At 55.1% G+C, this 18,834-nt stretch carries 14 protein-coding genes, 4 tRNA genes and 3 rRNA genes; 5 read left to right on the forward strand and 16 right to left on the reverse strand.

The genetic code is table 11. The features are described 5' to 3' along the window. Nucleotides 1-46 precede the first annotated feature (46 nt). Both ppiC (ACW9E7_RS19685) and ppiC (ACW9E7_RS19690) read left to right on the forward strand, forming a co-directional pair. Entirely contained in the window at nt 47-328 is a 282-nt protein-coding gene (ppiC, locus tag ACW9E7_RS19685; RefSeq protein ID WP_004886860.1) for a peptidylprolyl isomerase PpiC, read from the forward strand. Nucleotides 329-378: 50 nt separating this feature from the next. Then, nucleotides 379-660, forward strand: coding sequence for a peptidylprolyl isomerase PpiC (gene ppiC, locus ACW9E7_RS19690; protein WP_023309650.1), 282 nt, complete (start codon nt 379-381; stop codon nt 658-660). A gap of 93 nt (nt 661-753) precedes the next feature. Here the strand turns inward: ppiC (ACW9E7_RS19690) and ilvC are convergent, their stop codons facing one another. Next, the gene (ilvC, locus tag ACW9E7_RS19695; RefSeq protein ID WP_325814641.1) at nt 754-2,229 is read right to left on the reverse strand and encodes a ketol-acid reductoisomerase; all 1,476 of its coding nucleotides are present in this window, start codon (nt 2,227-2,229) and stop codon (nt 754-756) included. A 152-nt stretch (nt 2,230-2,381) separates the two neighbouring features. Here ilvC and ilvY point away from each other — a divergent pair, with 152 nt between their 5' ends. Further along, complete coding sequence (ilvY, locus tag ACW9E7_RS19700; protein ID WP_111963506.1) at nt 2,382-3,272, forward strand: HTH-type transcriptional activator IlvY; 891 nt, start codon at nt 2,382-2,384, stop codon at nt 3,270-3,272. Here ilvY and ilvA read toward each other — a convergent pair. From ilvA to ilvL, 7 genes are all read right to left on the reverse strand, one after another. Then, a complete protein-coding gene (gene ilvA / locus ACW9E7_RS19705) occupies nt 3,269-4,813 on the reverse strand; it encodes a threonine ammonia-lyase, biosynthetic (protein ID WP_039267211.1) in 1,545 nt (514 codons plus the stop codon). The genes ilvY and ilvA overlap by 4 nt on opposite strands. A gap of 2 nt (nt 4,814-4,815) precedes the next feature. Beyond that, a complete protein-coding gene (gene ilvD, locus ACW9E7_RS19710; RefSeq protein WP_458728248.1) occupies nt 4,816-6,666 on the reverse strand; it encodes a dihydroxy-acid dehydratase in 1,851 nt (616 codons plus the stop codon). Nucleotides 6,667-6,726: 60 nt separating this feature from the next. Continuing rightward, entirely contained in the window at nt 6,727-7,656 is a 930-nt protein-coding gene (gene ilvE / locus ACW9E7_RS19715) for a branched-chain-amino-acid transaminase (RefSeq protein ID WP_023309654.1), read from the reverse strand. An 18-nt stretch (nt 7,657-7,674) separates the two neighbouring features. Continuing rightward, a complete protein-coding gene (ilvM, locus tag ACW9E7_RS19720; protein WP_023309655.1) occupies nt 7,675-7,938 on the reverse strand; it encodes an acetolactate synthase 2 small subunit in 264 nt (87 codons plus the stop codon). Next, complete coding sequence (ilvG, locus tag ACW9E7_RS19725; protein WP_048703488.1) at nt 7,935-9,581, reverse strand: acetolactate synthase 2 catalytic subunit; 1,647 nt, start codon at nt 9,579-9,581, stop codon at nt 7,935-7,937. The genes ilvM and ilvG overlap by 4 nt, the downstream gene beginning before the upstream one ends. Before the next feature lie 2 nt (nt 9,582-9,583). Next, complete coding sequence (gene ilvX / locus ACW9E7_RS19730) at nt 9,584-9,634, reverse strand: peptide IlvX (RefSeq protein WP_166792073.1); 51 nt, start codon at nt 9,632-9,634, stop codon at nt 9,584-9,586. An 86-nt stretch (nt 9,635-9,720) separates the two neighbouring features. Further along, a complete protein-coding gene (gene ilvL, locus ACW9E7_RS19735; protein ID WP_001311244.1) occupies nt 9,721-9,819 on the reverse strand; it encodes an ilv operon leader peptide in 99 nt (32 codons plus the stop codon). A 341-nt stretch (nt 9,820-10,160) separates the two neighbouring features. Between ilvL and ACW9E7_RS19740 the strand changes: the two genes are divergently transcribed. Next, entirely contained in the window at nt 10,161-11,681 is a 1,521-nt protein-coding gene (locus ACW9E7_RS19740) for a YifB family Mg chelatase-like AAA ATPase (protein ID WP_458728249.1), read from the forward strand. A gap of 30 nt (nt 11,682-11,711) precedes the next feature. On the opposite strand, the gene ACW9E7_RS19745 is transcribed toward ACW9E7_RS19740, so the two are convergent. Continuing rightward, nucleotides 11,712-12,050, reverse strand: coding sequence for a MaoP family protein (locus tag ACW9E7_RS19745; protein ID WP_008501577.1), 339 nt, complete (start codon nt 12,048-12,050; stop codon nt 11,712-11,714). 118 nt (nt 12,051-12,168) lie between these two features. On the opposite strand from ACW9E7_RS19745, the gene hdfR reads away from it, so the two are divergent. Further along, nucleotides 12,169-12,990: an HTH-type transcriptional regulator HdfR gene (gene hdfR, locus ACW9E7_RS19750; RefSeq protein WP_133295337.1), complete on the forward strand. Its 822-nt coding sequence runs from the start codon at nt 12,169-12,171 to the stop codon at nt 12,988-12,990. A 98-nt stretch (nt 12,991-13,088) separates the two neighbouring features. On the opposite strand, the gene ACW9E7_RS19755 is transcribed toward hdfR, so the two are convergent. The 7 genes from ACW9E7_RS19755 to ACW9E7_RS19785 form a co-directional block, all read right to left on the reverse strand. Further along, nucleotides 13,089-13,164, reverse strand: a tRNA-Trp gene (locus ACW9E7_RS19755). A gap of 53 nt (nt 13,165-13,217) precedes the next feature. Further along, nucleotides 13,218-13,294: transfer RNA gene (locus tag ACW9E7_RS19760), tRNA-Asp, on the reverse strand. Between the two features lie 55 nt (nt 13,295-13,349). Beyond that, a 5S ribosomal RNA gene (gene rrf / locus ACW9E7_RS19765) occupies nt 13,350-13,465 on the reverse strand. A 72-nt stretch (nt 13,466-13,537) separates the two neighbouring features. Then, nucleotides 13,538-16,442 (reverse strand): 23S ribosomal RNA (locus tag ACW9E7_RS19770). A 172-nt stretch (nt 16,443-16,614) separates the two neighbouring features. Continuing rightward, nucleotides 16,615-16,690 (reverse strand) — tRNA-Ala (locus ACW9E7_RS19775). A gap of 107 nt (nt 16,691-16,797) precedes the next feature. Continuing rightward, nucleotides 16,798-16,874: transfer RNA gene (locus tag ACW9E7_RS19780), tRNA-Ile, on the reverse strand. A gap of 69 nt (nt 16,875-16,943) precedes the next feature. Further along, nucleotides 16,944-18,485, reverse strand: a 16S ribosomal RNA gene (locus ACW9E7_RS19785). The 16S, 23S and 5S rRNA genes sit together here with 4 tRNA genes alongside, the layout of an rRNA operon. Between the last annotated feature and the right edge of the window lie 349 nt (nt 18,486-18,834).

Here is an 18,834-nt window from a genome sequence, read left to right on the forward strand (position 1 = left end):
CTAATGATAAAGTGGAGAAATCGCGTTTAACCCGTAGAGCAGAACCATGAAAAAGACCGCAGCAGCCCTGCATATTCTGGTAAAAGAAGAGAAACTGGCCCAGGAGATCCTGGCCAAGCTGGAGCGCGGCATCAGCTTTGATCATCTGGCGAAGCGCTACTCTAAATGCCCTTCCGGGCGCAATGGTGGGGATCTCGGCGAGTTTCAACAAGGTGCGATGGTCGGCCCGTTCGATCAGGCGGTCTTTAGCTGCCCGCTTCTGAAGCCCTACGGCCCTGTAAAAACCAAATTTGGCTACCATATCATTAAGGTGCTTTATCGCCGCTGACGCGTGGTATATTGCGCCCCGATTTATTTCAACCTATTCAAGGCACGATCATGGCAAAAACAGCAGCAGCAGTGCACATCCTCGTTAAAGAAGAGAAACTGGCTTTGGATCTTCTGGAGCAGATTAAAAACGGTGCCGACTTCGGGAAGCTGGCGAAGAAGCACTCCATCTGCCCGTCAGGCAAACGCGGCGGCGATCTGGGTGAGTTCCGCCAGGGTCAGATGGTTCCGGCGTTCGATAAAGTGGTCTTCTCCTGCCCGGTGCTGGAGCCAACCGGCCCGCTGCATACCCAGTTCGGGTATCACATTATCAAAGTGCTGTACCGGAAATAAACAGCAAGGCCTTCTCTTAGAGAAGGCCTTTAATGTTTGCACCCTCTCCCCGTGGGAGAGGGTCGGGGTGAGGGCATCAGCCCGCCCCTGTTGTTAACCCGCTACCGCGATACGCTTCATATCGGTCATGTAGCCACGCAGTCTGTGACCCACTTTCTCGATCTGGTGGCTGCGAATGGCTTCGTTCACATCGCGCAGCTGCGCGTTGTCCACGGCACCTTCTGCAATCGCTTTACCCAGATCGCCAGTCTGCAGAGTAGTCATAAACTCTTTCAGCAGCGGTACGCAGGCGTAAGAGAACAGGTAGTTACCATATTCCGCGGTATCAGAGATCACCACGTTCATTTCGTACAGACGCTTACGGGCGATGGTGTTCGCAATCAGCGGCAGCTCGTGCAGTGATTCGTAGTACGCAGACTCTTCGATGATGCCGGAATCCACCATGGTTTCGAACGCCAGCTCAACGCCTGCTTTCACCATCGCGATCATCAGCACGCCTTTATCGAAGTACTCCTGCTCGCCGATTTTACCTTCGTACTGTGGCGCGGTTTCGAACGCGGTTTTACCGGTCTCTTCACGCCAGGTCAGCAGTTTCTTATCGTCGTTCGCCCAGTCCGCCATCATGCCGGAAGAGAATTCGCCGGAGATAATGTCGTCCATGTGTTTCTGGAACAGCGGTGCCATGATGGTTTTCAGCTGTTCAGACAGCGCGTAAGCACGCAGTTTTGCCGGGTTGGACAGACGGTCCATCATCAGCGTAATACCGCCCTGCTTCAGCGCTTCGGTGATGGTTTCCCAGCCGAACTGAATCAGTTTTTCCGCATATGCCGGGTCGGTACCCTCTTCCACCAGCTTATCGAAGCACAGCAGAGAACCGGCCTGCAGCATGCCGCACAGAATGGTCTGCTCGCCCATCAGGTCAGATTTCACTTCGGCAACGAAGGACGATTCCAGCACGCCCGCACGGTGACCGCCGGTCGCCGCTGCCCATGCTTTGGCAATCGCCATGCCTTCGCCTTTCGGATCGTTTTCCGGGTGAACCGCGATCAGGGTCGGCACGCCGAAGCCACGCTTGTACTCTTCACGAACTTCGGTACCCGGGCACTTAGGTGCAACCATCACCACGGTGATGTCTTTACGGATCTGCTCGCCCACTTCAACGATGTTGAAGCCGTGGGAGTAACCCAGCGCCGCGCCGTCTTTCATCAGCGGCTGTACGGAACGCACAACGTCTGAGTGCTGCTTGTCCGGGGTCAGGTTAACTACCAGATCCGCCTGCGGGATCAGCTCTTCGTAGGTACCCACTTTGAAGCCGTTTTCGGTCGCTTTACGCCAGGAAGCACGCTTCTCGGCAATCGCTTCTTTGCGCAGGGCGTAGGAGATATCCAGACCGGAGTCACGCATATTCAGCCCCTGGTTCAGACCCTGTGCGCCACAGCCGACGATGACCACTTTTTTACCCTGAAGGTAGCTCGCGCCATCGGCAAATTCGTCGCGCGCCATGAAGCGGCATTTGCCCAGCTGCGCCAGCTGCTGGCGCAAGTTCAGTGTATTAAAGTAGTTAGCCATGGGTGATACCTCGTGATGTTGTGTGTCTTATTGTTCGGTTCGCGTTTCAGCGAGAATGTACCCACATTACAACAGGAAATTTATTGCGGAAATTGATATATTCACAACGTCATGTTGCAATTTTTGCAATGTAAAAAGAGGGAGTGGAATCGGTGGATTTACGCGATCTGAAAATGTTCCTGCACCTGACGGAAAGCCGTCATTTTGGCCGCAGCGCCCGGGCGATGCACGTTAGCCCCTCCACGCTTTCACGCCAGATCCAGCGCCTTGAGGAAGACCTCGGCCAGCCCCTGTTCGTGCGCGACAACCGCACCGTCACCCTCACGGAAGCGGGCGAAGAGCTACGCATTTTTGCCCAGCAGACGCTGCTGCAGTACCAGCAGCTGCGGCACTCGATTGACCAGCAGGGGCCGTCACTTTCCGGCGAGCTGCATATTTTTTGCTCCGTGACCGCCGCTTACAGCCATCTGCCGCCCATCCTTGACCGCTTCCGCGCGGCGCATCCGTCGGTTGAAATTAAGCTCACCACCGGCGATGCCTCCGACGCAATGGAAAAAGTGGTGACGGGCGAAGCGGATCTCGCCATTGCCGGGAAACCTGAAACCCTGCCGGGCGCGGTGGCATTCTCCATGCTGGAGAATCTGGCGGTGGTACTCATTGCCCCGGCGCTGCCCTGCCCGGTGCGTAACCAGGTGTCGGTGGAAAAACCGGACTGGTCCACGGTACCGTTTATCATGGCCGATCAGGGGCCGGTGCGCCGTCGTATTGAGCTGTGGTTCCGCCGCCAGAAAATCAGCAACCCGTCGATTTACGCCACGGTCAGCGGCCATGAGGCGATGGTGTCGATGGTGGCGCTCGGCTGCGGCGTGGCGCTGCTGCCGGAGGTGGTGCTGGAAAATAGCCCGGAACCGGTGCGCAATCGCGTGATGATTCTGGAGCGCAGCGATGAGAAAACGCCGTTTGAGCTTGGCGTGTGCGCACAAAAAAAGCGGCTGCATGAGCCGCTTATTGATGCGTTCTGGACGATATTGCCGAACCACTAACCTGCCAGGAAGAACCTGAACGCCGGGTTATGGGTTTCGTCGTGACACTCATAGCCCAGCTCGTTCAGCCGCGTTTCGAAATCCGGCTCGTGCTCGCCCAGTTCAAACGCCGCCAGCACGCGGCCGTAGTCGGTACCGTGGCTGCGGTAGTGGAAAAGGGAGATGTTCCAGTGCGTGCCCAGCGTGTGCAGGAACTTGAGCAGCGCGCCAGGCGATTCCGGGAACTCAAAGCTGAACAGGCGTTCCCTGAGCGGCTTCGATGGACGCCCGCCGACCATGTAGCGCACGTGCAGCTTCGCCATCTCATCGTCGGAGAGATCGACTACGCTATAGCCGCCTTCATGCAGCAGATTAAGGATCTCTTTACGCTCCTCCACGCCACGGCTCAGACGCACGCCGACAAAAATGCAGGCGTCTTTGGCATCGGCAAAACGGTAGTTAAACTCCGTCACCGAACGGCCGCCCAGCAGCTGACAAAATTTCAGGAAGCTGCCCTTCTCTTCCGGAATGGTCACCGCCAGCAGCGCTTCACGCTGTTCCCCCAGCTCGCAGCGCTCGGACACGTAGCGCAGACCGTGGAAGTTCACGTTGGCACCAGAAAGCACGTGCGCCAGACGCTCGCCGCGAATGTTGTGCTGCGCGATGTATTTTTTCATGCCCGCCAGCGCCAGAGCGCCGGACGGTTCCGCCACCGCACGAACGTCTTCGAAGAGATCCTTCATCGCCGCGCAGATCGCATCGCTATCCACCGTGACGATATCGTCGAGATATTCCCGGCACAGGCGGAAGGTTTCGTCGCCAATACGCTTCACCGCCACGCCCTCGGCAAACAGCCCGACGCGCGGCAGGTCTACCGGATGCCCGGCATCCAGCGCCGCTTTCAGGCAGGCAGAATCTTCCGCTTCCACGGCAATGACTTTGATCTGCGGCATCAGCTGTTTGATCAGCACCGCCACGCCTGCGGCTAAGCCACCGCCGCCCACCGGAACAAAGACGCGGTCGAGATGGGCATCCTGCTGCAGCAGCTCCAGCGCCAGCGTGCCCTGCCCGGCAATCACCATCGGGTGGTCGAACGGCGGCACCCAGGTAAAGCCCTGCTGCTGCGCCAGCTCAATCGCTTTGGCTTTGGCTTCGTCAAAGTTGGCGCCGTGGAGCAGCACTTCGCCGCCGAAACCGCGCACCGCGTCGACTTTGATATCTGCGGTAGCAACCGGCATCACGATCAGCGCCTTCAGCCCCAGACGAGCAGACGAGAACGCCACGCCCTGGGCGTGGTTGCCCGCCGACGCGGTAATCACGCCGCGCGCTTTTTGCTCGTCGGTCAGCCCGGCCATCATCGCGTAGGCGCCGCGCAGCTTAAAGCTGTGCACCGGCTGACGGTCTTCGCGCTTGACCAGAATGACGTTGTCGAGGCGCGAAGAGAGTTTTTCCATTTTCTGCAGGGGCGTAACCTGCACGGCTTCATAGACCGGCGCGCGTAGCACCGCTCTCAGATATTCCGCCCCCTCAGGGGCGGCGGATAAGGGTTGTGACTCGGCCATCATTAGCCCCCAAGTTTAGATTTATCGCGCACCGCGCCTTTATCTGCACTGGTGGCAAGGCTCGCGTAGGCGCGCAGGGCGAAGGAGACTTCACGCTGGCGGTCTTTCGGCGTCCAGGCTTTGTCGCCGCGGGCCTCCTGCGCTTCACGACGGGCCGCAATTTCCTGGTCGCTCAGCTTCAGCTGAATGCCGCGATTCGGAATGTCGATTTCGATCAGGTCACCGTCTTCGATGATGGCGATGTTGCCGCCGCTTGCCGCTTCAGGGGAAACGTGGCCGATAGAGAGGCCGGAGGTGCCGCCGGAAAAACGTCCGTCGGTAATCAGCGCACACGACTTACCGAGTCCCATAGATTTCAGGAAGGTGGTTGGGTAGAGCATCTCCTGCATGCCCGGGCCGCCTTTCGGTCCTTCGTAGCGAATAACAACCACGTCGCCTTCCACCACTTTGCCGCCGAGGATGGCATCTACCGCTTCATCCTGGCTTTCGTATACCTTAGCCGGACCGGTGAATTTCAGGATGCTGTCGTCCACGCCTGCGGTTTTCACGATGCAGCCGTTTTCCGCGAAGTTACCGTACAGCACGGCCAGACCGCCGTCTTTGCTGTAGGCATGTTCCAGCGAGCGGATGCAGCCTTCGGCGCGGTCATCGTCCAGCGTGTCCCAGCGACAATCCTGCGAGAATGCCTGGGTGGTGCGAATACCCGCTGGACCGGCGCGGAACATTTTTTTCACCGCGTCGTCTTTGGTCAGCATGACGTCGTACTGGTCCAGCGACTCAGGCAGCGTCAGACCAAGCACGTTTTTCACGTCACGGTTCAGCAGCCCGGCGCGATCCAGCTCACCGAGAATGCCCAGCACGCCGCCCGCGCGGTGTACGTCTTCCATATGGTACTTCTGGGTGCTCGGCGCGACTTTACACAGCTGCGGGACTTTGCGGGAGAGCTTGTCGATGTCGCTCATGGTGAAGTCGATTTCGGCTTCCTGCGCGGCGGCCAGCAGGTGCAGAACGGTGTTGGTGGAGCCGCCCATGGCGATATCCAGCGTCATCGCGTTCTCAAACGCGGCCTTGCTGGCGATGTTGCGCGGCAGCGCGCTGGCGTCGTCCTGCTCGTAGTAGCGTTTGGTCAGCTCAACGATGCGCTTACCGGCGTTGAGGAACAGTTGCTTACGGTCGGCGTGGGTCGCCAGCAGCGAGCCGTTACCCGGCTGAGAAAGACCCAGCGCTTCGGTCAGGCAGTTCATGGAGTTGGCGGTGAACATACCGGAACAGGAGCCGCAGGTCGGACACGCGGAGCGTTCCACCTGGTCGCTCTGCTCGTCAGAGACTTTCGGGTCCGCGCCCTGGATCATCGCATCGACCAGGTCGAGCTTGATGATTTTGTCGGAGAGCTTGGTTTTCCCCGCTTCCATCGGGCCGCCGGAGACGAAGATCACCGGAATGTTCAGGCGCAGGGAGGCCATCAGCATCCCCGGGGTGATTTTGTCGCAGTTGGAGATGCAGACCATCGCATCGGCGCAGTGGGCGTTCACCATGTACTCTACGGAGTCGGCGATCAGCTCGCGCGACGGCAGTGAATAGAGCATGCCCCCGTGCCCCATCGCGATACCGTCATCCACCGCAATGGTGTTGAACTCTTTCGCCACGCCGCCGGAGGCTTCGATTTGCTCGGCAACCAGCTTACCGAGATCGCGCAGGTGCACGTGGCCCGGTACAAACTGGGTGAAGGAGTTCACCACGGCGATAATCGGCTTGCCGAAATCGGCGTCGGTCATTCCGGTGGCGCGCCACAGCGCGCGGGCTCCCGCCATATTACGGCCGTGGGTGGTGGTGGCTGAACGATACTTAGGCATGCTTTATTGACTCCCGTCTGACTATTTAATGGGACGGTGCGTGCCGTCCCAAATTTATGCTTAGTGATTAACCTGATCCAACCAGCCGTATTTATCTTCTGTTTCGCCGGTGAAGAGGCCAAAGAACGCTTGCTGAATACGTTTGGTGACCGGACCGCAGCGGCCTTCGCCCACCTGGATACCGTCCACGCTGCGTACCGGCGTGATTTCAGCCGCCGTGCCGGACATAAACACTTCATCTGCCAGATACAGGGATTCGCGGGACAGTACCTGCTCGCGTACTTCGATACCCAGATCTTTCGCCAGCTTGATGATGGCGTCACGGGTGATGCCCGGCAGCGCGGACGAGGTGAATGGCGGCGTGAACAAAATGCCGTCTTTCACTTCAAACAGGTTTTCACCCGCACCTTCAGAGATGTAGCCATTTACGTCGAGGGCGATACCTTCCTGATAGCCGTGGCGGCGCGCTTCGCTACCGACCAGCAATGAGGAGAGATAGTTCCCGCCTGCTTTCGCGGCGGTCGGGATAGTGTTTGGCGCAACGCGGTTCCAGGAAGAGACCATTGCGTCGATCCCCTGCTCCAGGGCTTCTGCACCCAGGTAAGCACCCCACGGGAACGCGGCAATGATCACATCTGTGGTATAGCCGGCTGGCGGGTTCACGCCCATACCGACGTCACCCACGAAGACCAGCGGACGGATATAGGCGCTGGTCAGGTTGTTTTTACGGATCACGTCGCGGCAGGCTTCCATCAGCTCATCAACGCTTTGTGAAACCGGAAAACGATAAATTTTGGCTGAGTCATGCAGACGCTGCATGTGTTCGCGATGGCGGAACACCACTGGCCCTTTGTGAGAATCGTAGCAGCGGATGCCTTCAAATACGGAGGTACCGTAGTGCAGCGCGTGGGACATCACGTGGACCTTCGCGTCCTCCCAGCGAACCATCTCACCGTTGAACCAAATGTAATCAGCTTTTTTTGTCGTCATTTTTTCGTCCTGTCACGCTTAAGCGCGGATTTGTTGTGATGTGGTTGTGCTCTGGCAGATGGCAACATGGGCAACGTCTACCAGCTTTGATAACTGACTAAACAGTAAGTCGACCGACCGCGGGCTGGCAACGGTTAATTCGATACTGATATTCCGGGCGTCAGTGGCCGCCTCCATATTCATAGAGCAAATCTGAAAACCACGATGACGCACCACACGCAAAACGCGTTCTAAGGTTTCCGGGTTGAAGCGAGCCTGTACGGCGACCTGATGCTGCATCATGATAATTTCTCCATCATTTGTGAGTTACTGGCACCAGGCGGTACCAACGGCCAGACGTTCTCGAGTTCGTCGATTGAGACATGAAGCAGGTAAGGCCCATCGCTGTTCAGCATGGTGTCGAGCGCCGCTTCAACCTGATCTTTACGGGTGATGTGCTGACCAGGGATGCCAAAGGCGCTGGCCAGGGTGAGGAAATCGGGGTTATCGGTGAGAGTCGTTTCGCTGTAACGCTCCTGGAAGAACAGCTGTTGCCACTGGCGAACCATCCCTAAACGCTGGTTATCAAGCAACACGATCTTCAGCGGTAACTGCTTGCGCTTAACGGTGCCGAGCTCCTGAACGTTCATCATGAAGGAGCCGTCACCGGAGATACAGATAACGGTATCGTTCGGGCGGGCAACCTGCGCGCCAACGGCTGCCGGCAGACCGAAGCCCATGGTACCCAAGCCGCTGGAGGTGATGAAGTTTTCCGGACGGGTGTAGGTCATGTGCTGCGCGGACCACATCTGGTGCTGGCCTACGTCGGTGGTGACGACGCTGTCAGCCGGTTTACGGTCGGACAACTGCTTCAACAGCAGCGGCGCGTAGATGGCCTCGCCGGGGTGGTCGTAACGCCAGGCGTGCTCGGCGCGCATATCAGCGGTGTGCTGACGCCATGCGTTGATATCCAGCGGCTGCTGCAATGCCGGTAACAGCGCGTTGAGATCGCCCTGCAAGGCGACATGCGCCTGACGCAGCTTGTTCATTTCCGCCGGGTCGATATCCATATGGATGACTTTGGCGTTCGGCGCAAAGGTATTCAGCTTGCCGGTGACGCGGTCGTCAAAACGGGCACCTACGGCGATGAGCAGATCGCACTCCTGCACCGCCAGGTTTGCCGCTTTGGTGCCGTGCATCCCCAGCATGCCCAGATAGTAGGGGTAATCCGCGTCGACTGCACCGAGACCTTTCAACGTGCAGGTCGCTGGCATCTGCGTTGTTGCGATAAATTCGCGCAGGGCAGGAACGGCCTGTGCCATGCCGACGCCACCGCCGACGTACAGCATTGGCTGTTTCGCCTGGGCCAGCATCTGACGGGCCTCTTCAACTTCCGCTTCCGGAAAGGCATCGTCGCTTTCAACGGTAGAGAAGTGCGGTTCCAGCTCGCCGAGTGCCACCTGGATATCTTTCGGGATATCGACCAGTACCGGACCAGGACGACCTGAGTTTGCCACGTCGAACGCTTCTGCCATTACGCGCGGCAGCTCTTCCAGAGACTGGACGAGGAAGCTGTGTTTGGTGCAGGCCAGCGATAAACCGAGGACGTCGACTTCCTGAAAAGCATCGGTACCGATGAACGGAGACGCCACCTGCCCGGTGATGGCGACAACGGGAACGGAATCCAGCAGCGCGTCAGCCAGGCCGGTGATCAGGTTCGTCGCGCCCGGGCCTGAAGTCGCCATACACACGCCGGTTTTACCGGTCGCGCGGGCATAACCGATGGCTGCCATCGCTGCGCCCTGCTCGTGTCGGCACAAGAGATGTTCCACGCCGCCGTCATACAGTGCATCGTAAATCGGCATAATTGCGCCACCCGGATAACCGAATACGGTTTCGACTCCCTGCGCGCGCAACGCATGTACTACCCACTGTGCCCCATTCATAGTTAGTTCCCCGTCATAAATCGGGAGAAACAGAATTTTGTGCTAGTCGTCATTCTCTGCTCCTCATTTACGTTTTTTAGTCATAAAAAAACCCCCGGACCTTTCGGTGCGGGGGTCTTAGTTCGTTAAGGCTTGATTTCTAAGCCTTTCCTCGTCCAAGTGCAGCCCCGCACGGTGGGATAATAATCACCACCACGCTAATCACGACCAGGCTAATCACTCGTAGAAGGGCTGTCATTTTCAGTTCTTTTTGCATCTTGTTCGAAGGAATACCTAAAGAGTTATCACAGTTTTTAAATCAAACACAAGATTTATTTATGACGAATTTGATTAGGTAGCGAATCATATTTCTAAAAACCGTTGTTTTATATACGGAAATTAGAAAATGAATATTTTTCATTTTTTCCCTGCGGTTCTTACCGTCAAAACGGTGCTTTTTATATTCTGCGAGGAGGTTTCCACGGTTATGCAAGGGTTTCAGTGTGCGCTTAAAATCTCTGAACGGGCGGCGTAAATTCGCAAAATGACGCTAAACAGACAAAACCGACGTTGGCATAGTCACACCAGGAGGTAGTGCAAATGTCACTGTCAGTTGTTTATACGCGTGCGGCTCTCGGGGTAAAGGCACCGCTTATTTCCGTCGAGGTTCATTTGAGCAATGGGCTACCCGGACTCACTCTTGTCGGGTTACCTGAAACGACGGTTAAAGAGGCCAGGGATCGCGTTCGAAGCGCAATAATAAATAGCGGTTATACCTTCCCCGCGAAGAAGATCACCATCAACCTTGCCCCCGCCGATCTGCCTAAAGAGGGGGGACGATACGATTTACCTATCGCAATTGCCCTTCTCGCGGCTTCTGAGCAGCTTAATACGACACGGCTAGGCTCGTATGAGTTCGTTGGCGAACTCGCGCTTACAGGCGCGTTAAGAGGCGTTCCCGGTGCGATATCGGGAGCGCTGGAAGCCATACGAGCAGGACGGCAAATCATTGTCGCCAATGAAAACGCATCAGAAGTGAGTCTTATCGCCGAGAAGGGGTGTCTCATCGCAGGGCATTTACAGGAAGTGTGTGCCTGGCTGGAAGGGCGTCATGAACTGTCCGAGCCGGAGGAGTGTGATGATGCTATAGCGGATGCACCAGAGGATCTCAGCGAGATTATGGGGCAGGAGCAAGGGAAACGGGCGCTGGAGATTACGGCTGCAGGTGGACACAATCTTCTGTTAATTGGCCCGCCGGGTACGGGTAAAACCATGCTGGCAAGCAGGTTGAGTGGGTTACTTCCACCGCTCAATAATCATGAAGCGCTGGAAAGTGCCGCCATATATAGCCTTATCAGTTCGACGTCGTTGCAAAAACAGTGGCGCCGTCGTCCTTTTCGTTCCCCGCATCATAGCGCTTCACTGATGGCAATGGTCGGCGGCGGGGCGATTCCGGGACCGGGAGAGATCTCGCTGGCACACAATGGCATTCTGTTTCTTGATGAGCTGCCTGAGTTTGAGCGCCGAGTGCTGGATGCACTGAGGGAGCCCATTGAATCCGGTGAGATACATATCTCACGCACGCGAGCCAAAATAAGCTATCCCGCGCAGTTTCAGCTGGTCGCGGCGATGAATCCCAGCCCGACGGGTCACTACCAGGGAAACCATAACCGCTGTACGCCAGAGCAGACGTTGCGCTATCTGGGTAAGTTATCCGGCCCGTTCCTCGACCGTTTCGATTTATCCCTCGAAATCCCCCTCCCCCCGCCGGGTCTGCTCAGGCAAACGGGCATAACGGGTGAAAGCTCAGCGGAGGTACGCGAACGGGTGATTGCAGCCCAGACGCGGCAGTACGCTCGTCAGAACAGGCTGAATGCACGGCTGGATAATGCCGGGATCCGGCAGTTTTGTTCCCTTAACAGTGAGGATGCGGGATGGCTTGAGGAGACGTTGACGCGCTTTGGGCTGTCTATACGTGCGTGGCAGCGTTTGCTAAAAGTGGCCAGAACCATTGCTGACGTGGAGGGGTGCACTGACATTGAGAGAAAGCATTTGCAGGAGGCGCTGAGCTACCGCGCTATCGATCGTTTGCTGCTGCATCTGCAGAAGTTGCTGGCATAAAAAAAGGGGCCGTAGCCCCTTCTCTTCATTTTAATCATCAGACTCGGTGTAGTCTTCTGCACCTTCCATCTGCGGCTTGCCGCCAGACAGCGTATGGAAGCGCTTTGGACGCTTAATGCGTGCCATATATTTGATCCACACACGTTCCGCTTCAGACTGAGGCTCACGCTCACCACGGCAAACGGAAACAAACTGTTTTTCGTCTTCGGTCGCAGGTTCACGCTTACCCAGATCCAGCTCGTTAAAGGCATAACCATGACGCTCAAGCAGTTGAGCTTCTTTGATGGTGAAATCGCCGTGACGAGAGAACCCGCGCGGATAATGTTTATTGTCGAAAAAACGATTAGTCGTCGTAAAGCTTTCCGCCATCCTACACGCTCCTAATTCTTTGGCCGAGCTATTTATGGCGCGGAGTATTAGTTACGCTTGACAGAGTGTAAAACAAAACATTTAAATCATAACGACAAATAATTTTGCGGAGAAAGATGTGGATACGGAATTGCTTAAAACTTTCCTTGAAGTGAGCAGAACACGCCACTTTGGGCGAGCAGCTGAAGCCCTTTACCTGACGCAGTCAGCAGTCAGTTTTCGTATTCGACAGCTGGAAAATCAACTGGGTGTGAATCTTTTTACTCGCCATCGTAACAATATTCGCTTAACGCCTGCCGGTGAGAAACTGCTGCCGTACGCAGAAACGCTCATGAATACCTGGCAGGCAGCACGTAAAGAGGTGGCGCATACTTCGAGGCATAATGAGTTCTCGATTGGGGCCAGCGCTTCTCTGTGGGAATGTATGCTAAGTCAGTGGCTTACCCGGCTATATCATTCACACGGCCACCTGCAATTTGAAGCGAGAATTGCGCAACGGCAGTCGCTGGTTAAGCAGCTTCATGAGCGTCAGCTTGATCTTCTGATCACAACTGAAGCCCCCAAGATGGACGAATTTAGCAGCCAGATTGTAGGCCAGTTTGGTCTGGCGCTTTATGCCTCTGAACCTTCGATGATGAAGGCAGATCTGACCTATTTGCGCCTGGAATGGGGGCCAGATTTTCAGCAGCATGAGACTGGATTGATTGCACCTGATGATGTTCCACAGTTAACAACCAGCTCTGCGGAGATCGCCTGTCAGCAACTGCCCTTGCTGAGAGGATGTACCTGGTTACCTGTTCGCTGGGCAGACGCTAAAGCGGGGCTGCATACGGTGATGGATTCCACCACGCTTACCAGACCGCTGTATGCAATTTGGCTGCAAAACAGTGATAAGCAAGCACAGATAAAAGATCTGTTAAAAATCAATGTAATGGATTGATACATCAGCCAGCAGAAATGCTGGCTGAATATTAAGAAGAGGCCTTTTTGCTGGATTTCAGGCAAAAAAAATCCTTTGCCGAAGCAAAGGATTATATATGGCAGGGGCGGAGAGACTCGAACTCGCGACACCCGGTTTTGGAGACCGGTGCTCTACCAACTGAGCTACGCCCCTAAAGTTTTTTGCCATTAAGCCTGCCAAAAAGGCAGGCTTAATGTCTTAATAAGTGGCGGAACGGACGGGACTCGAACCCGCGACCCCCTGCGTGACAGGCAGGTATTCTAACCGACTGAACTACCGCTCCACCGAAGACTGCTGTAACCACCGGATTTATGCACCGGCTTACTACTTAATTTGATGCCTGGCAGTTCCCTACTCTCACATGGGGAGACCCCACACTACCATCGGCGCTACGGCGTTTCACTTCTGAGTTCGGCATGGGGTCAGGTGGGACCACCGCGCTAAAGCCGCCAGGCAAATTCTGTTAATCTGTATCAGGCTGAAATTTGATTGTTCTGTCTCTTCGCCAAAACATCTTCGGCGTTGTAAGGTTAAGCCTCACGGTTCATTAGTATCGGTTAGCTCAACGCATCGCTGCGCTTACACACCCGACCTATCAACGTCATAGTCTTTAACGTTCCTTCAGGAGACTTAAAGTCTCAGGGAGAACTCATCTCGGGGCAAGTTTCGTGCTTAGATGCTTTCAGCACTTATCTTTTCCGCATTTAGCTACCGGGCAGTGCCATTGGCATGACAACCCGAACACCAGTGATGCGTCCACTCCGGTCCTCTCGTACTAGGAGCAGCCCCCCTCAATTCTCCAGCGCCCACGGCAGATAGGGACCGAACTGTCTCACGACGTTCTAAACCCAGCTCGCGTACCACTTTAAATGGCGAACAGCCATACCCTTGGGACCTACTTCAGCCCCAGGATGTGATGAGCCGACATCGAGGTGCCAAACACCGCCGTCGATATGAACTCTTGGGCGGTATCAGCCTGTTATCCCCGGAGTACCTTTTATCCGTTGAGCGATGGCCCTTCCATTCAGAACCACCGGATCACTATGACCTGCTTTCGCACCTGCTCGAGCCGTCACTCTCGCAGTCAAGCTAGCTTATGCCATTGCACTAACCTCCTGATGTCCGACCAGGATTAGCTAACCTTCGTGCTCCTCCGTTACTCTTTGGGAGGAGACCGCCCCAGTCAAACTACCCACCAGACACTGTCCGCAACCCGGATCACGGGTCTACGTTAGAACACCAGCCATTAAAGGGTGGTATTTCAAGGACGGCTCCACGCAGACTGGCGTCCACGCTTCAAAGCCTCCCACCTATCCTACACATCAAGGACCAGTGTTCAGTGTCAAGCTATAGTAAAGGTTCACGGGGTCTTTCCGTCTTGCCGCGGGTACACTGCATCTTCACAGCGAGTTCAATTTCACTGAGTCTCGGGTGGAGACAGCCTGGCCATCATTACGCCATTCGTGCAGGTCGGAACTTACCCGACAAGGAATTTCGCTACCTTAGGACCGTTATAGTTACGGCCGCCGTTTACCGGGGCTTCGATCAAGAGCTTCGCGTTGCCGCTAACCCCATCAATTAACCTTCCGGCACCGGGCAGGCGTCACACCGTATACGTCCACTTTCGTGTTTGCACAGTGCTGTGTTTTTAATAAACAGTTGCAGCCAGCTGGTATCTTCGACTGATTTCAGCTCCACCCGCAGGGGCTTCACCTACATATCAGCGTGCCTTCTCCCGAAGTTACGGCACCATTTTGCCTAGTTCCTTCACCCGAGTTCTCTCAAGCGCCTTGGTATTCTCTACCTGACCACCTGTGTCGGTTTGGGGTACGATTTCGTGTTACCTGATGCTTAGAGGCTTTTCCTGGAAGCAGGGCATTTGTTACTTCAGCACCGTAGTGCCTCGTCATCACACCTCAGCGTTAATAAGGTACCGGATTTACCTGGAACCTCCGCCTACATGCTTAAACCGGGACAACCGTCGCCCGGCTAACATAGCCTTCTCCGTCCCCCCTTCGCAGTAACACCAAGTACAGGAATATTAACCTGTTTCCCATCGACTACGCCTTTCGGCCTCGCCTTAGGGGTCGACTCACCCTGCCCCGATTAACGTTGGACAGGAACCCTTGGTCTTCCGGCGAGCGGGCTTTTCACCCGCTTTATCGTTACTTATGTCAGCATTCGCACTTCTGATACCTCCAGCATGCCTCACAGCACACCTTCAACGGCTTACAGAACGCTCCCCTACCCAACAACACATAGTGTCGCTGCCGCAGCTTCGGTGCATGGTTTAGCCCCGTTACATCTTCCGCGCAGGCCGACTCGACCAGTGAGCTATTACGCTTTCTTTAAATGATGGCTGCTTCTAAGCCAACATCCTGGCTGTCTGTGCCTTCCCACATCGTTTCCCACTTAACCATGACTTTGGGACCTTAGCTGGCGGTCTGGGTTGTTTCCCTCTTCACGACGGACGTTAGCACCCGCCGTGTGTCTCCCGTGATAACATTCTTCGGTATTCGTAGTTTGCATCGGGTTGGTAAGCCGGGATGGCCCCCTAGCCGAAACAGTGCTCTACCCCCGAAGATGAGTTCACGAGGCGCTACCTAAATAGCTTTCGGGGAGAACCAGCTATCTCCCGGTTTGATTGGCCTTTCACCCCCAGCCACAAGTCATCCGCTAATTTTTCAACATTAGTCGGTTCGGTCCTCCAGTTAGTGTTACCCAACCTTCAACCTGCCCATGGCTAGATCACCGGGTTTCGGGTCTATACCCTGCAACTTAACGCCCAGTTAAGACTCGGTTTCCCTTCGGCTCCCCTATACGGTTAACCTTGCTACAGAATATAAGTCGCTGACCCATTATACAAAAGGTACGCAGTCACACCACGAAGGTGCTCCCACTGCTTGTACGTACACGGTTTCAGGTTCTTTTTCACTCCCCTCGCCGGGGTTCTTTTCGCCTTTCCCTCACGGTACTGGTTCACTATCGGTCAGTCAGGAGTATTTAGCCTTGGAGGATGGTCCCCCCATATTCAGACAGGATACCACGTGTCCCGCCCTACTCTTCGAGTTCACAGCCTGTGTGCTTTCGTGTACGGGACTGTCACCCTGTACCGTGCGACTTTCCAGACGCTTCCACTAACACACAAGCTGATTCAGACTCTGGGCTGCTCCCCGTTCGCTCGCCGCTACTGGGGGAATCTCGGTTGATTTCTTTTCCTCGGGGTACTTAGATGTTTCAGTTCCCCCGGTTCGCCTCGTTAACCTATGTATTCAGTTAACGATAGTGCAACGAATTGCACTGGGTTTCCCCATTCGGACATCGCCGGGTCAAAGGTTCATATCACCTCGCCGGCGCTTTTCGCAGATTAGCACGTCCTTCATCGCCTCTGACTGCCAGGGCATCCACCGTGTACGCTTAGTCGCTTAACCTCACAACCCGAAGATGTTTCACTTCATGATTGCGAAAATTTGAGAGACTCGAACACACCATTAAAGATGTGTCGTTTCAATTTTCAGCTTGATCCAGATTTTTAAAGAGCAAAACTTCGCAGTGCACCTTTTCAGGTTCACTCTGAAGTTTTCTTGTGTTTGCAGTAAAAGATGGTGGAGCTATGCGGGATCGAACCGCAGACCTCCTGCGTGCAAAGCAGGCGCTCTCCCAGCTGAGCTATAGCCCCATCGTTTTGCAATCTCTGTACCGGTAATTTTTCCTGAGACAAGGCGTGGTAACGCGAAGCATACATCAGTATGTGAGCGTTGCCGCAACGCAGTATCAGGGAAAATTTGGTAGGCCTGAGTGGACTTGAACCACCGACCTCACCCTTATCAGGGGTGCGCTCTAACCACCTGAGCTACAAGCCTGCAGAGATTTTTACTGCTGTTTTTCATCAGACAATCTGTGTGAGCACTACAAAGGCAGGTTCTTTAAGGTAAGGAGGTGATCCAACCGCAGGTTCCCCTACGGTTACCTTGTTACGACTTCACCCCAGTCATGAATCACAAAGTGGTAAGCGCCCTCCCGAAGGTTAAGCTACCTACTTCTTTTGCAACCCACTCCCATGGTGTGACGGGCGGTGTGTACAAGGCCCGGGAACGTATTCACCGTAGCATTCTGATCTACGATTACTAGCGATTCCGACTTCATGGAGTCGAGTTGCAGACTCCAATCCGGACTACGACGCACTTTATGAGGTCCGCTTGCTCTCGCGAGGTCGCTTCTCTTTGTATGCGCCATTGTAGCACGTGTGTAGCCCTACTCGTAAGGGCCATGATGACTTGACGTCATCCCCACCTTCCTCCAGTTTATCACTGGCAGTCTCCTTTGAGTTCCCGGCCTAACCGCTGGCAACAAAGGATAAGGGTTGCGCTCGTTGCGGGACTTAACCCAACATTTCACAACACGAGCTGACGACAGCCATGCAGCACCTGTCTCAGAGTTCCCGAAGGCACCAATCCATCTCTGGAAAGTTCTCTGGATGTCAAGAGTAGGTAAGGTTCTTCGCGTTGCATCGAATTAAACCACATGCTCCACCGCTTGTGCGGGCCCCCGTCAATTCATTTGAGTTTTAACCTTGCGGCCGTACTCCCCAGGCGGTCGACTTAACGCGTTAGCTCCGGAAGCCACGCCTCAAGGGCACAACCTCCAAGTCGACATCGTTTACGGCGTGGACTACCAGGGTATCTAATCCTGTTTGCTCCCCACGCTTTCGCACCTGAGCGTCAGTCTTTGTCCAGGGGGCCGCCTTCGCCACCGGTATTCCTCCAGATCTCTACGCATTTCACCGCTACACCTGGAATTCTACCCCCCTCTACAAGACTCTAGCCTGCCAGTTTCGAATGCAGTTCCCAGGTTGAGCCCGGGGATTTCACATCCGACTTGACAGACCGCCTGCGTGCGCTTTACGCCCAGTAATTCCGATTAACGCTTGCACCCTCCGTATTACCGCGGCTGCTGGCACGGAGTTAGCCGGTGCTTCTTCTGCGGGTAACGTCAATCGCTGAGGTTATTAACCTCAACGCCTTCCTCCCCGCTGAAAGTACTTTACAACCCGAAGGCCTTCTTCATACACGCGGCATGGCTGCATCAGGCTTGCGCCCATTGTGCAATATTCCCCACTGCTGCCTCCCGTAGGAGTCTGGACCGTGTCTCAGTTCCAGTGTGGCTGGTCATCCTCTCAGACCAGCTAGGGATCGTCGCCTAGGTGAGCCATTACCCCACCTACTAGCTAATCCCATCTGGGCACATCTGATGGCAAGAGGCCCGAAGGTCCCCCTCTTTGGTCTTGCGACGTTATGCGGTATTAGCTACCGTTTCCAGTAGTTATCCCCCTCCATCAGGCAGTTTCCCAGACATTACTCACCCGTCCGCCGCTCGCCGGCAAAGTAGCAAGCTACTTTCCGCTGCCGCTCGACTTGCATGTGTTAGGCCTGCCGCCAGCGTTCAATCTGAGCCATGATCAAACTCTTCAATTTAAGTTTGATGCTCGTGAATTAAACTTCGTAATGAATTACGTATGTTCACTCAGAGACTTGGTATTCATTTATTGTCCGAAGACATTAAGAATCCATGTCACTTTGAGTGCCCACACAGATTGTCTGATAAATTGTTAAAGAGCAGTGCAACGCGGCTTTCGCTCACCGTTGCGAGGTCCCGTATATTACGTTTTCCTCGTTCAGAGTCAAGTGATTATTTTCGCTTTTCTCTGCTGGCGTTCATCTCTGAACCCCGCTAACCCGGCGGCCTGTAAGCCGTTGTTCCGTGTCAGTGGAGGCGCATTATAGGGAGTTCTCAGACGTTGACAACCCCTCTTTTAAAAAAAAC

The organism is Enterobacter sp. H2G27 (assembly GCF_054403075.1).